This window comes from Moraxella sp. CTOTU48717 (assembly GCF_032057165.1).
Classification (GTDB): domain Bacteria; phylum Pseudomonadota; class Gammaproteobacteria; order Pseudomonadales; family Moraxellaceae; genus Faucicola; species Faucicola tetraodonis.
The window spans coordinates 223,460-236,970 of the sequence record NZ_DAMBBC010000001.1; the positions used below are offsets into that span (position 1 = coordinate 223,460).

Below are 13,511 nucleotides of genomic sequence, written 5' to 3' on the forward strand. Positions count from 1 at the left end.
ACAGGTTACTAATTGAAAAATCAATGTGGATTTTCTGCACTATTTATTTTATTTTGTTTACAGTAAGGAAGGGTTATCATGAGTCAGCTACGCGTAGGTTTGGTCGGATGGCGTGGAATGGTCGGTTCGGTATTAATGCAACGTATGATGGATGAAAACGACTTTGAAGGGATTACCCCAGTGTTTTTCTCTACCAGTAATGCCGGTGGTGATGCCCCTACCCCAAATGGCATTGCCCCTAGCAAGCTTGAAGATGCGCATGACTTAGCGGCTTTAGCGGCTTGTGATGCCATTATTACCTGTCAAGGCGGTGACTATACTAAAGAAGTCCATCAACCGCTACGTGATAAAGGCTGGACAGGTTACTGGATTGATGCAGCAAGCACCCTGCGTATGGCGGACAATAGCGTCATCGTCCTAGACCCAGTCAACCGCAATGTCATTGATGACGCTATCAAAAATGGTCAAAAAGACTTTATCGGTGGTAACTGTACAGTATCTTTGATGTTGATGGCGATTGGCGAGTTGTTCAAACGTGATTGGGTTGAATGGGTATCTGCGATGACTTACCAAGCGGCAAGTGGGGCGGGCGCCAACAACATGCGTGAGCTTATCAAGGGCATGGGCTACATTCATGATGGCGTTGCAGACGAACTCAATAACCCGGCAGGCGCAATTTTAGAGATTGACCGTAAAGTAGCCGAATTACAACGTAGCAGCGACTTCCCAAAACAATACTTTGGTGCGCCGCTTGCTGGTAGCTTAATTCCTTACATTGATGTACAACTAGAAAACGGTCAATCAAAAGAAGAATGGAAAGGCTGTGTTGAAACCAACAAAATCTTAGGCAATGATGCAGACAAAAATAATGCCAACATTGTGCCGATTGATGGTATCTGCGTGCGTATCGGTGCCATGCGTTGTCACTCACAAGGCTTGACCATCAAACTAAAAAAAGACATCCCTCTAGAAGAAATTGAAGCTGCGCTTCGTAACAGTGGCAATGAGTGGCTAGATGTGGTAGAAAATGACAAAGCAGCAAGCGTTGAGCGTTTAACCCCAGTGGCGGTCACTGGCACCCTTAAAGTTGCCGTAGGTCGTCTTCGTAAGATGAATCTAGGTGGCGAATATTTATCCGCCTTTACCGTGGGCGATCAATTGTTATGGGGCGCGGCAGAGCCATTACGCCGCACCCTTGCGATTATCCGCAATCAATTATAAACCCAAGGTTTTATAAAAAAAACACGCTTGTTAAGGCGTGTTTTTTTATGCCTGAGTAGATAAACCTGATAGTGTTAATCCCTTATTTATCCCTAAAAAACGCCATGACCAGTAAACAGGGATTGCCGTTATCAGGGTATTATCAGGGTATTGTCAGGGTATTGATAGTACAGCGTCATTATCCAAGCATCAATCCACGCTCAAATTGCTATCAACAGCGGGCTTTATGCCAATAATAAGCGAGCCAGACTATTGAGAGTTTTGGACAAAAAGTGTAAAGTTGAGCAGATAATTTGACTGAAACTTTTGTCAAGTTGTTGGACTATCGATTAATTTGATGTTTGAATATTACCTGTCGGTATATTGACTACCATGCGACCACACAAGTAGGCATTTTTTAACACCCCTAACTAGGCTATGATACCTTCAGCAAGGATTTTTTATGTCTTGGCAAAAATACTCTGTACACTTGGTATTGGGTTTTCCCTTATCGCTTCCCATTGTCGCTTACGCTGTCAATATTGGCGATACTTATGTACAAACCCAACAAAACCAACCTTTAAACGCCAGTATTAATGTCAGTGATATCAATCCAAGAACTTTTTCTGTCAAAGTCGCCCAAGCTGATGTGTATCGCCAGCTAGGCTTGTCAAAAGATGCCGATATTCAAATCAAATTTGTCCCAACCAGTAGCAATGGCGGTCAGATTGTATTGACCACCAAACGTGCGATTAATGCCCCATTTACCGACGTGGTGCTCAATATCACGGAAAATGGCGTGACCAAAACGCTGCCAAAAACCTTGTTGATGCCCATCGACAGCGCACAAAAAATCACCACGCAAGCCAATACTACGGCTTTGCAATCACCTGCGCAAAACATCGTCATAGGTTCGGCCAATCCTATGCAGTTGCCTGTTACGTCGCCCGACCCTATGCCCATGCAAGCGATAATATTGCCATCAACCACCATCAACCAGCTGCCTAATTTACCTACGACTGGTATGCCCGCTGGCGCCGCCCCAATGACGCTGGCTAGCGAAAACAGTGACTACCTGCGTATCCAAGAGACGCGAACAGTTCGAGCTATTCGGCCAAATGGCGCTGTCTATACGCCAGCCGTGCCACAAACGCAAAACCCCATCCAAACAAACGCCGCAGATAATCAATTGCCAAGCCCAGCAGCTAGTTATGGCAATCAATCTTCAGAAAAATCTAAGTCCAAGTATAGCGCCAAAAACCCGCAAGTCATTGGCGAGACAACCACTTATACACTACAGCGCAATGACAACCTTTGGACCATCGCCAGTAATATCGCAGCGGCAAACCGCAAAGATGTGGATCAAGTGATGGCAGATATCATGGCAGCCAACCCGACCGCGTTCCCCGATAATGACCCAACCAAACTTGTCGCCAATACCCAATTAAAGATCCCAAAATACAAAGTAGTCCCTTCACAAATTGGGATAAAATCTGCCAATAAAGCGCGACAACAATATCGTCAAAACAAAAAACGTGTCGCAAGCAAAAAGTCTGTCATCGCACCAAAATCTGCTGCCAAACAACCAGCCACCCCAAAAACGACAAAAAAGACACTTAAAGCACAAAAAACACCGCGGCCATACGCAGCGACTAAAAAATCTGAAATGACCATCATCGCACCTAATCATAGCAATGGTTCAGTACAAGGTCAGAGTACCAAGAACAAGGTAGGCAAAGGGATGTCATCCCAAGTGGCGGCTCAAGTTCAGCAAAAACGCCAAGCTACCGCCCAGCAAGCCACTAAAGTTAACAAACTCAATCAAGACTTAGTGGGCGCTGAAAATCGCTTGAAAATACAAAACACCAAGCTTGCCCAATTAGAAAAACGCTTAAAAGAGTTAAACAAAAAATAATACAGCGCGTGGATGATATTGCCTGTGTGCTGTGTCATTTCATACCGTACAACAAATTTGTGGTGATTCATTAGTCGCACGGTAGCTTATATCTTGCTATGCCCTAATGATAACTATCTACCGTAACGATGAGGTGAAAGATGGATCCAATAATGATAGGTATCGCAGCAGTAGTGATTTTGGTAATTGTTGCTGGCGTTTTCTTGATGAAAAAAGGTAAGAACCAGACAACGGTTGATACTCAGACCCAAGTCAAACGTCCAAAAACCTTGGCTGAGCAGCAGCGTGAACTAGAACTGGAACGTCAATCGCAGATGCCAAGCCCAGCTGTGCCTGACCTAACGCAAACGACTTTGCAGACTGTTCAAACCCTCAATCTCAACGCCCAAGCCCATAACCTAAAAACGCTGGTAGATGAAGATCAATCAATAAACGCACGCAGCACAGCGATGACCCATACCGCTGAAGCGGTTGAACCTGATGGACTTGATTTTGATTTGCCAGGTTTTAAACAAGACAGTGATAAACCCGCAATCAACAGTACCTTACATGTTGTCAGGCCGACCGTCACTCAAGTGGCACAGCCAGCAAACCCAGTTGATGGTATTAGCAGCAAAGCCGATAACGAGTTAGATTTTGACTTTGCACTCGATGTGCCTGAAACCAAAATTGCACCTGTTGTACCTGTCCCACCTGCAACTAAGCCTACTACCGAGACTACAGCGGCACAATCACAATCAAATGAGTTAACTTTTGACGATTTTGATTTTGATCTATCTAGCAAAGAGCCCGCGACCGCTGAGACTGTCGCTGCCCCTGTCCTAGAATCGACTACCAAAATTTTTGCGCCGATAGATGAACCTGTTACAACCACGTCAGCAAGTAACGTCAATAACAATAACAATGCTATTAGCGACAGCGATTTTGACTTTGACTTTAGTTTACCAGAGACGCAATCAACACCTACCGCTACTGCTCCAGCGCTAACGACCCCAACGGCTGCACCGAGCGCTGACAACAATGTCGCAGATGATTTTGATTTCGACTTTGAGTTGAACGCTGAGCCAGCGGTTACTCCAACCAATGACGCTACTACAGAAGCCGACTTAAGCTTTGACGCGTCAGATATTAAAGCATCTAGCAATCTAACTTCTGATGCGGTGACTTCTGTACCGGTTGCCAGTGATGAAGCCACAGATATTGCATCGTTTGCTTTGGATGATGAATTACTACGCCAAGCAGAAGCGGCTTCACTAGCCAAGCCTGCTACCCCATCGGTCGCTGAGCCTGTCGTTGACTTGGCAGAAGTCAACGCCCCTAAACCATCTGATTCGCTACTTATCTCAGATGACATGTTTGATTTGTCTTTTGATGACTCAACTACTCAGGCAGCCACTCCAGCAAATACACAAACAACTACGACCCCAACCGCTAGTCCTGAAACAACATCGATTGCAGATAAGGCAAGCCTAAAGACTGCGCCAGTTGTTGAAGATTTATCAGCGATTCTCGATGTCATTAAGGATATCGACACGGATACGTTAAACGTAGATTTGGCAGAACAGTATGTGAATTTAGGGGAATACGACAGTGCCAAACGCTTGCTTGATGAAATCAAAGACAGCAACAACACGGCGTTGGTAGAACGTGCTACAGCGTTAAGACAACGTATTGCTTAATAGTCAAGTAACAGGAATAACAGGGCATAAAGCAACACGGCATAAAAAAGGAGCGTGCATTCACTATCCTTTTTTTGCACTAATCTGTATGCTCCAATAACTGCTATCAAACTTAATACACTATCGCTAGAGGCTTAAGTCCTGCTTTAAAAGCATGGGCTTTATCAACATAATGTAAAGCTGATTGTTGAAGCATCACTTCGCGCTCTTTTGGTAACATTTTGACCACTTTAGCTGGGCTTCCCATCACGATGGAATTATCTGGGATTTGCATATTTTCGGTGACAAGCGCATTGGCACCGATGATGCAGTTTTTGCCGATTTGGGCATTATTGAGCACAATCGCACCGATACCAATCAAGCTATTATCACCAACAGTGCAGCCGTGTAGCATCGCCAAATGCCCAATCGTCACGCCTTCGCCAATGGTGACGGCGATACCTTCATCAGTGTGTATCACACTGTTTTCTTGCACATTACTATTTTTGCCCAAATAAATCGGTGCATTGTCCGCGCGTATCACCGCGCCAAACCACACACTGACGTTATCAGCTAAATGCACATCGCCGATGACTTCAGCCGAGTCTGCGACCCAGCCTGTGAAGGGTGCCTGATAGGTGGGTTTTTTGTCTTGCCATTGGTACAGCATATCAAATCCTTATGAAAAAAAGAGCGTCAACTAAAAAATTGACTCTCTAATTTTAGCAAGTGCGGATAAATTAGCAATGGGTTATTGTAGGCAACGCAGTTAAATCAAAGCCCTGCTTTTAGGCTCGCTTCGATAAATTTATCAAGGTCGCCATCTAGCACCGCTTGGGTATTGGAAGTTTCCACCCCTGTACGCAAATCCTTAATCCGCGAGTCATCGAGCACATACGAGCGAATTTGACTACCCCAACCGATATCCGATTTGGTGTCTTCTAGCGCTTGTTGCTTTTCCATGCGCTGCATCATTTCACGCTCGTACAGTTTGGCGCGTAGCATTTTCATTGCCGTGTCTTTGTTGGCATGTTGGCTACGTTCATTTTGACACGCTACCACAATTCCTGTCGGTTGGTGGGTGATACGTACCGCAGAGTCGGTGGTATTAACGTGCTGACCGCCTGCACCGCTTGAGCGATAAGTATCGATACGTAAATCGGCAGGGTTGATATCAATCTCAATATTATCATCAATCTCAGGCGATACAAACACCGCCGCAAACGACGTGTGGCGACCGTTGTTGCTATCAAACGGTGATTTTCTTACCAAACGATGCACGCCGATTTCGGTACGTAACCAGCCAAACGCATAGTCACCTTTGACATGAATCGATGCGCTTTTAATCCCTGCGACACCACCTGCTGATAGTTCCATGATTTCGGCTTTAAAGCCATGTGATTCACACCAACGTAAATACATCCGCAGCAGCATCTCTGCCCAGTCTTGGGCTTCGGTACCGCCTGAGCCTGACTGGATATCAACATAGCAGTTGTTGCCATCCATCTCACCGCTAAACATACGTTTAAATTCTAAATCTGCGACTTTGGCTTCGGCCTCATCGAGTTCCGCTTGTACGTCTGCCAATAGCGTCGCATCATCGGCTTCCACCGCTAAGTCAATCATGGCTTTGGCGTCTTCTAACTTGTCATCTAAAGCAGTAATCACGCCAATGACATTATCAAGCTGCGATTTCTCTTTACTGATTTTGGTGGCACGCTCTGGGTCGTTCCACAATTCTGGGTTTTCAAGCTCTAAATTGACCTCTTCCAAACGCTCTTGCTTGGCTTCGATGTCAAAGATACCCCCGAAGCTGATTGCCACGGTCAGTTAAGTCTTTGATATGCTCTAAATACGGGTTGATTTCCATGTGAGGTTACCTTAATGTGTTTCTATGAAAAATGCGCTATTATACCTGAATCTGTCACTGGATTCATCTTAGCTGTTGCCTACTACGCCTGTGCTTTTATCGACCAATCTTCCACTGCCCAATGATGCGCTAAGGCATGCGCGTGTAGGGTATCATCGGGGCAGACCGCAATCGCCACATCTGCCCATTCTAATAGCGGTAAATCATTTTTTGAATCCGAATAGGCGTAGGTTTTGGTATAAGTAATGCCTTGCGCGTTTTTTTGAGCAATCCAATTTTTTAAATGAATGATTTTGCCTTCTTTAAAGTTTGGCTGCCCTGCGACCTTACCCGTGTACCCCTGCTCGGTGACTTCAAGCTCAGTGGCTAAAATATTATCTTCCGCTACCAAAAATAATTTGTTAGCAATCGCTTTGACCACAAAGGCATTGGTAGCGGAAATTACCACCACATCGTGTCCTGCTTGTAAATGTGATTGGATAGCGTTAACCGCTTTTGGACGCACTTTTGGCGCGATTTCATCTTGCAAATATTGTTCACGCCACTGGTGCAACTGGGCTAAGGTATGCTGTTTTAAAAAGCCTGCCACAAACTCATTATAGACGACCGCATCGAGCGTTCCTGCGATATAGTGCTCATAAAACTCCCGATTTTTAGCACGATACAGCGATTCTTCTACCAGATGATGTTTGACCAAAAACTCGCCCCACATATAATCACTATCGGTATCAATGAGGGTGTTATCGAGGTCAAATAGCGCCAATTCTTTGTGTAGTACGGTTGACATAGGACAGCCTTTAGCATAGTTATTGAAAAGTTAAATTGCGGGGTTTTGGTCATCGACGGTTAAGGTATCACCAAATCGCCAAGTACGGATAATGCGCAGCTCCAAATAATCTTGCATTTGTTTTGAGAACTTACCAAATGGCGCGGCTTTACGCACCGAATTTTTTGCTGCTTCATCCAAGATGGTAGAGCCTGATGACTGTAACACTTTGATAGATTTGACTTGCCCGTTAGGCTCGATAATCACCATCAGCATGACATCGCCTTTGATGCCTTTGGCGCGGGCTTCTTGGGGATATTGCTGGTTACCAATATGATAGGCTTGTTGGCGAAAATTCTCGATATAGCGCGCGGCTTCACCCGTGGTGGTGGAGTTGCTGCTGATAGTTTTGACCGCAGATTTTTTGGCTAGTAATTGGCGGTTACTGCTGATTTTGGTTTCAAGGGTGGCAATTTGTGCCTGTACTCGCTGTTCTTGCGCGGCTAGATTTTCGCTATCATCTTGTTTTTTATTATTATTTTCTCTGCGGATTTTTTCAAAGCTTAACGTGGTACGTAGATAACTTTCTTGAAACGCTTGTTGACGCGTTTGGCGTTCTTGACTCACGATATCATCGGTTTCATTGATTGCCTCGTCTTCTAAAGGGCTCATGGTATTGTTTTCAAGCCGTAGCTTTTCGTTGGACTCACCGCCACCTTGCTGGCCTGCATTGGCGATAAAATCGGCTTTTTCATTCTTTTGCAGATTTTCGGTCAACACCGTGGTGACTTCTTGCACCGCTGCGGTTGGTGAGCTTTTATCTTCAAATTGTATACCAAAAATAACAGCCGCATGAATTGCCACTGCCGTAATGGTAGCAAATAGCATGACGCTGTCTTTGCAAGCCGCAGTATGTGGCATTAACTTATGAAAAACATCACGGTGACTGTCTTTGCTATACACCAAAATATAACCCTTTAAACGATGATGACGCTATCTCTACAACCTTGCTAAAAAAATACAAATCACTCATGTATTATAACGCGCAGATATTATAGATTAAATCAAACATTGGCTGAAGCTAAATTCATACGCCATTAGCAATCAATATTTACCAATTACTGGTAAAAGATTTTTTGTAGACTGGTCAGTGACTTTATGATTAGCAACTTTACAATGCCCAAAAACTGACTACAATAATAGCTTTCAATCCAAATATAAAAAACTGAGAAACGATAGTGATAACGAGCAAAACGCAACTGGATGAATTTTTTGCCACCCATTCTGAAGAAATCGCACGTGAACTGATGCAAAAATCGCAAACGTGGTATGAAAAAATCGAAGATTTTGCCAGTCAAGAGTTTATCGTGCCCGCCACCGAAAAGCAGCTGAACGATGCCATTCAAAAATTTGTGGTTGAAAAAGTCAAAGCGATATTGAGTATGCATCTAGAGATTCATGAAGGCTGGCTTCGACTGTATGCAACGATTAACTATAATGGCATTTTCGCTGACCTTGCTGTCAACTTGGGTGTGGTACATGCCCAATTTGACCGTTATCGCCAGCGCTTGGTATTTCAGCAACTGACTGACACCGATGTCATTAGCTTGTATTCAGATTCCTATGTTAAATCAAAAGCGATTCATGCGGCGCTTTGGTTTTTCAAACGGGTGTTAAAGAAAGACCCCCTCGGCATGATTTTGGAGAAAATCAATTTGGTGCACCAAAAAGATGATATCTTGTATCTCGATATTGGTCGCTGGCTGAAGAAGAACGAAAAAATCATGGCAACGCTGCGCAAAGTGCAAGTTAATCATGGCTATCTTGCTGAACAGCAACTACTGCTGAGAGCCAATGCCAACGTCGGTGAAATTCTCAATATAGGTAGTAATGACCAATTGATTACCGAAGCGGATAATCCTGCAGTGACCACTAACGCCACAAAAGCGGCTTAGAATTTTTTCATCGGTATCAAACCTCATCCTTTACCGCTTTTGCTCTACTGATTTTTTACCGATTGTGCTTTGCCAATTAACGAGGTGTTTACCAATAGTTTTCAACGGCGATATTGCCTTCGCCGCGGCGATTCATGGTCAATCCAATTGATTTTAACGCTTCTTTGGTATCTTCGACCATCTGTGGATTACCACACAGCATCACGTGACTGCGCGCTTTATCCAGTTTTTGCCCTACCAACTGGGTTAATTTTCCCGACACTATCAAGTTAGGAACCCGCGCTTTTTCTCCGGCATAATCCGCTTCCCGCGTGACAATGGGCAAAAATACAAACGCTGCTCCATTGTCGCCATAGATTGACTTAATTGAGCCAATCTCCTCTTGATAAGCAAGCTCTTGCGAGGTGCGTGCGCTGTAAACCAAAATAATGCGCTGATATTGCTGCCATACATCAATGGTCTTTAAAATCGATAAAAATGGTGCTAAACCCGTGCCTGTTGCCAGCAACCACAAATCATTGGGTAGGGGTAACTGGTAGCGGGCTAAGGTCAAATAGCCAAATGGCGTGGTATTGAGCAATAAACTATCGCCCACTTGGATATGATTAACCTTACTGGTGAATTCCCCTTCAGGAATGACGACCGAAAAAAATTCAATAAATTCATCATAGGGTGAAGATGCGACGGAATAGGCGCGAAACACATAGCCATCAAGGTCAACGTGCTGACCTTTCGTCTCATAATCTTGTGTCTCAGAAGTTATTAACTTGGTCTCATGGTTTTGTGCAAAATATTGCAAATCTTTGCCATGGATACCGAGCCTAACAAATTGCCCTGCGGTAAATTTAAAGCCATCGGGACGCGTGACTTTAAAACTTAGCAAGGTGGGTGCCCAACGGGTCACTTCAATCACTTTAACGCGAATACTTTTATCATCTGACATGTTATCTTGACCATTTTTTTTGCATCATTATAAACAAAAAAGCGTACCTTAATGAGCTAAGATACGCTTTTTTATGTCGCAGTCTTAAAATTGGATTAATACATACGAACTAGCGTGATAATTTTTGATAATGTTTCGGGGAAAATACCGAAGTACAATACCGCTAACGTCACCAACAACACCATGATGCCGCCTGCTTGAATACCCCAATGATTGACCGCATCGTGCGGCTGTACTTCTTGAGGACGTCTAAACAAGGTGACCATAAGATTTAGATAGTAATACAAGCTAATTGCACTACCCACGATAATCATGGCAGTGAGCCACCAACTTTGCGCTGAAACCGTAGCAAAAATCGCAAAGAATTTGCTGATAAACCCGGCGGTCAATGGAATACCTGCCAATGATAATAGCATCACAGTCAATACGGCAGTTAGCACAGGACGTTGCCAAAAAATCCCTTGGAAGTTTTCAACTAACTCTGCTTCACCTTGACGTTTGTACGGGCTTGACATGATAGTCACGACACCGAACGCACCAATGGTGGTAAACGCATACACTGCCATGTAAAGGCTGACAAAACCTGCTGATTCAACTTTTACGGCGCTGATAATCGCTAACACATAGCCGATGTGCGCAATAGATGAATAGGCTAACAGACGTTTTATATTGTGCTGACGAAGCGCCAGTACGTTACCGATAATCATCGATAAACTGGCAATCACCACAATCAAGGTATTGATTGCTGGCAAGGCTAAGGTCGCCGTAGACAATAAGAAACGTAATCCTAGCGCCATCATAGCTACTTTGGAAACACTGCCCAAGAAAGTTGCCACAGGCGCAGGCGCACCTTGGTAAACGTCTGGCGTCCAAGTATGGAATGGTACTGCTGAGAGTTTAAAGGCAATACCAAATAACATTAATGCAGTCCCCACCACCAAAATCGGCATAATCATACCATTTTGAAACATGGGTACGATTGCCATACCAATTTGACGGAAGGATAAAGTACCTGTGTTTGAGTAGATCAGTGCCATACCCATCAACATGGTAGCAGAGGCTGTCGCCGATAAAATGAGGTATTTGAAACCTGCTTCTAATGATTTACCACGCGCATAAGTATAAGCCAACATACCATATAGCGGTACCGACAATAACTCTAAGCTGACAAAGAAAGAGGCTAAGTTATCAGCGCATACCATAAACAGCGCGCCCAATGTTGAGATAAGCATTAGCAAATACAATTCTTCTTTGTTGTCACCATAGCCCTCAATGTAACCATACGCCAAGGTAAAACACGCCAATGAGCTGATTAAAATAATCACCATATTGAACTGGGCAAAGCTATCCACCACAAATAAGGGAGCAATCAAGCCTTGCGATGGCGTAAATAATTCATACAGACCATGCAACATGCTATCAGGATTGCCACCCAATAATTGTATAAGGACAACAAACAAGGCGGCATTAAGGCCAATCACACTGATGGTACCTGCCACAAAATTTGAACGCTTCATGGCGATGGCAATCATCACCACTACCGTGGTAATTGAAATTAAAATCATTGGAAACAATGGCATGAGCACATTGCTAGCAAATGGAATAATAGGATTCATCTATTTTACCTCCATATGAGCAAATGGCTCTTGAGAAGTAGGTACAACTTGCTGGACATGATATGCCTCACTAATCCACTGCATACTGTGATCAGAGGTATCTAAGAATGATTGCGGATATAGACCTAACCATATTAAACCAAACGCAAGCACCAACAAGATTGCCGCTTCACGCGCATTAATATCACGCATCGGTGACATTTTTTCAATCGTCGCTGTCGGCGTACCAAATAATGCTTTATAAATCATAATTAATGCGTATAAACCTGCAACGACTAAGCTAAAGGTTGCAAACACCACTGCCACAGGATGCGAGGCAAAAGACCCTAGAAGAATTAAGAACTCACCGATAAAGTTACCGGTACCTGGAATACCTAATAATGCCGCGGCAAAGAACATAAGTAACGGTGGGTAATAACGCATTTGACCCCACATACCACCCATTTGGCTCAAATCACGGGTATGTAGACGCTCATAAAGCTGACCGCTCATGATAAATAATGCCGCTGAACTAAGACCATGTGCCAACATTTGAATCATCAAGCCTTGGAAACTAATTAAGGTACCGGCATACAACGCAAGTACCACAAAACCCATGTGTGAAATACTGGTATAAGCCAGTAACCGCTTGATATCTTGCTGCATAAACGCAAGCCAAGCCCCATAAAAAATACCAATACCGCCCAAGGTAATCGCAATCGGTGCAAACTGAGCACTGGCTTCTGGGAATAATGGTAGGACAAACCGCAATAAACCATACGCCGCAGTTTTAATCAAAATACCAGCCAAATCGACCGAGCCTGCAGTCGGTGCTTGTGCGTGCGCATCGGGTAACCAGCCATGCAGTGGGAAAATTGGTAATTTAACCGCAAAGCCAATAAAGAACATCAGCATGATTGGATATTGCCATTTGCCAAGATCTGTACCGAGCAAGTCCATATAGTTAAAAGTTATTTGACCTGTCGTTGATGCATGAATCATCACCAAAATCAAAATACCAATCAACATAATCAGACCCGATGCTTGGGTATAAATAAAGAATTTGGTTGCGGCATATTCTTTGGTTTTACCACCAATCGCATTGTGTCCCCAGATTGCAATCAAGAAATAGATAGGAACTAACATCATCTCCCAAAAGAAGAAGAACAAGAACATATCGATTGCTAGGAAAACACCAATAACACCGCCCAAGCTCCAAAGTAGATTAAGATGGAAGAAGCCCACACGGCGAGTAATCTCACCCCATGAACACGCCACCGCCATCATACCTAAGAAGGCTGTTAGGCTCACCATCAACAGCGATAACCCATCAATAGCTAGATGGAAACTGACCCCCAATGAGGGCATCCAAGATAGTTGAAACTCTGCCAACCAAGTCGGTTTAGCAGTCACTTCCGCAATGGTTTGTGCTGAACCAATAAAGTTACCGTTTTGCCAAATAGCTACCGTAATCAAAAACGTTAATAGCATGCCAAGAAACGCAATCCAACGAGGAAAACGTTCATCAACTTTTTCAACCAACCAGCACAGAAAACCTGCAATGATTGGAATAAATATCAAGGCGGGTAATAAGAGATTATTTTGCATA

The 13,511-nt window shown here is 44.0% G+C and carries 11 protein-coding genes; 4 read left to right on the top strand and 7 right to left on the bottom strand.

Annotation, left to right across the window (positions count from 1 at the left end; all coding sequences use genetic code 11):
- Positions 1-78: 78 nt before the first annotated feature.
- The 3 genes from asd (at position 79) to RT084_RS01165 (ending at position 4,794) form a co-directional block, all read left to right on the top strand.
- Positions 79-1,221, top strand: a complete 1,143-nt coding sequence (gene asd, locus RT084_RS01155; RefSeq protein WP_313097273.1) for an aspartate-semialdehyde dehydrogenase — start codon at positions 79-81, stop codon at positions 1,219-1,221.
- A 442-nt stretch (positions 1,222-1,663) separates the two neighbouring features.
- A complete protein-coding gene (locus RT084_RS01160; RefSeq protein ID WP_313097276.1) occupies positions 1,664-3,115 on the top strand; it encodes a type IV pilus assembly protein FimV in 1,452 nt (483 codons plus the stop codon).
- 152 nt (positions 3,116-3,267) lie between these two features.
- Positions 3,268-4,794: a hypothetical protein gene (locus RT084_RS01165; RefSeq protein ID WP_313097280.1), complete on the top strand. Its 1,527-nt coding sequence runs from the start codon at positions 3,268-3,270 to the stop codon at positions 4,792-4,794.
- Positions 4,795-4,906: 112 nt separating this feature from the next.
- Here RT084_RS01165 and RT084_RS01170 read toward each other — a convergent pair whose 3' ends face one another.
- The 4 genes from RT084_RS01170 to RT084_RS01185 all read right to left on the bottom strand — a co-directional run bounded on the left by RT084_RS01170 (position 4,907) and on the right by RT084_RS01185 (position 8,372).
- Positions 4,907-5,443 (bottom strand): gamma carbonic anhydrase family protein, encoded by a 537-nt coding sequence (locus tag RT084_RS01170; RefSeq protein WP_099807751.1) that lies wholly within the window; start codon positions 5,441-5,443, stop codon positions 4,907-4,909.
- A 104-nt stretch (positions 5,444-5,547) separates the two neighbouring features.
- Positions 5,548-6,643, bottom strand: a protein-coding gene (gene prfB, locus RT084_RS01175) for a peptide chain release factor 2 (RefSeq protein ID WP_159374384.1) whose coding sequence is annotated in 2 segments (ribosomal slippage) — positions 5,548-6,570 and positions 6,572-6,643 — 1,095 coding nt in all. Because the reading frame shifts where the segments join, the coding sequence is not laid out codon by codon here.
- A gap of 82 nt (positions 6,644-6,725) precedes the next feature.
- Positions 6,726-7,430 carry an HAD family hydrolase gene (locus tag RT084_RS01180; protein WP_313097290.1) on the bottom strand — a complete coding sequence of 235 codons (705 nt, stop codon included), beginning with the start codon at positions 7,428-7,430 and terminating at the stop codon, positions 6,726-6,728.
- 30 nt (positions 7,431-7,460) lie between these two features.
- Positions 7,461-8,372, bottom strand: coding sequence for an energy transducer TonB (locus tag RT084_RS01185; RefSeq protein WP_313097371.1), 912 nt, complete (start codon positions 8,370-8,372; stop codon positions 7,461-7,463).
- A 275-nt stretch (positions 8,373-8,647) separates the two neighbouring features.
- On the opposite strand from RT084_RS01185, the gene RT084_RS01190 reads away from it, so the two are divergent.
- Positions 8,648-9,364, top strand: a complete 717-nt coding sequence (locus RT084_RS01190) for a hypothetical protein (RefSeq protein WP_312384326.1) — start codon at positions 8,648-8,650, stop codon at positions 9,362-9,364.
- 88 nt (positions 9,365-9,452) lie between these two features.
- Here RT084_RS01190 and RT084_RS01195 read toward each other — a convergent pair whose 3' ends face one another.
- From RT084_RS01195 to nuoM, 3 genes are all read right to left on the bottom strand, one after another.
- On the bottom strand, positions 9,453-10,307 hold the full coding sequence (locus RT084_RS01195; protein WP_312384324.1) for a ferredoxin--NADP reductase: 855 nt from the start codon (positions 10,305-10,307) through the stop codon (positions 9,453-9,455).
- 95 nt (positions 10,308-10,402) lie between these two features.
- Positions 10,403-11,923: an NADH-quinone oxidoreductase subunit N gene (locus RT084_RS01200; RefSeq protein ID WP_312384321.1), complete on the bottom strand. Its 1,521-nt coding sequence runs from the start codon at positions 11,921-11,923 to the stop codon at positions 10,403-10,405.
- Positions 11,924-13,510, bottom strand: a complete 1,587-nt coding sequence (nuoM, locus tag RT084_RS01205) for an NADH-quinone oxidoreductase subunit M (RefSeq protein WP_065252366.1) — start codon at positions 13,508-13,510, stop codon at positions 11,924-11,926.
- Between the last annotated feature and the right edge of the window lies 1 nt (position 13,511).

Excerpts from the sequence above, each read along its gene's own strand:
- asd (WP_313097273.1), top strand. The coding sequence starts at position 79 with ATGAGTCAGCTACGCGTAGGTTTGGTCGGATGGCGTGGAATGGTCGGT.
- RT084_RS01160 (WP_313097276.1), top strand. The coding sequence starts at position 1,664 with ATGTCTTGGCAAAAATACTCTGTACACTTGGTATTGGGTTTTCCCTTA.
- RT084_RS01165 (WP_313097280.1), top strand. The coding sequence starts at position 3,268 with ATGATAGGTATCGCAGCAGTAGTGATTTTGGTAATTGTTGCTGGCGTT.
- RT084_RS01170 (WP_099807751.1), bottom strand. The coding sequence starts at position 5,443 with ATGCTGTACCAATGGCAAGACAAAAAACCCACCTATCAGGCACCCTTC.
- RT084_RS01180 (WP_313097290.1), bottom strand. The coding sequence starts at position 7,430 with ATGTCAACCGTACTACACAAAGAATTGGCGCTATTTGACCTCGATAAC.
- RT084_RS01195 (WP_312384324.1), bottom strand. The coding sequence starts at position 10,307 with ATGTCAGATGATAAAAGTATTCGCGTTAAAGTGATTGAAGTGACCCGT.
- RT084_RS01200 (WP_312384321.1), bottom strand. The coding sequence starts at position 11,923 with ATGAATCCTATTATTCCATTTGCTAGCAATGTGCTCATGCCATTGTTT.
- nuoM (WP_065252366.1), bottom strand. The coding sequence starts at position 13,510 with ATGCAAAATAATCTCTTATTACCCGCCTTGATATTTATTCCAATCATT.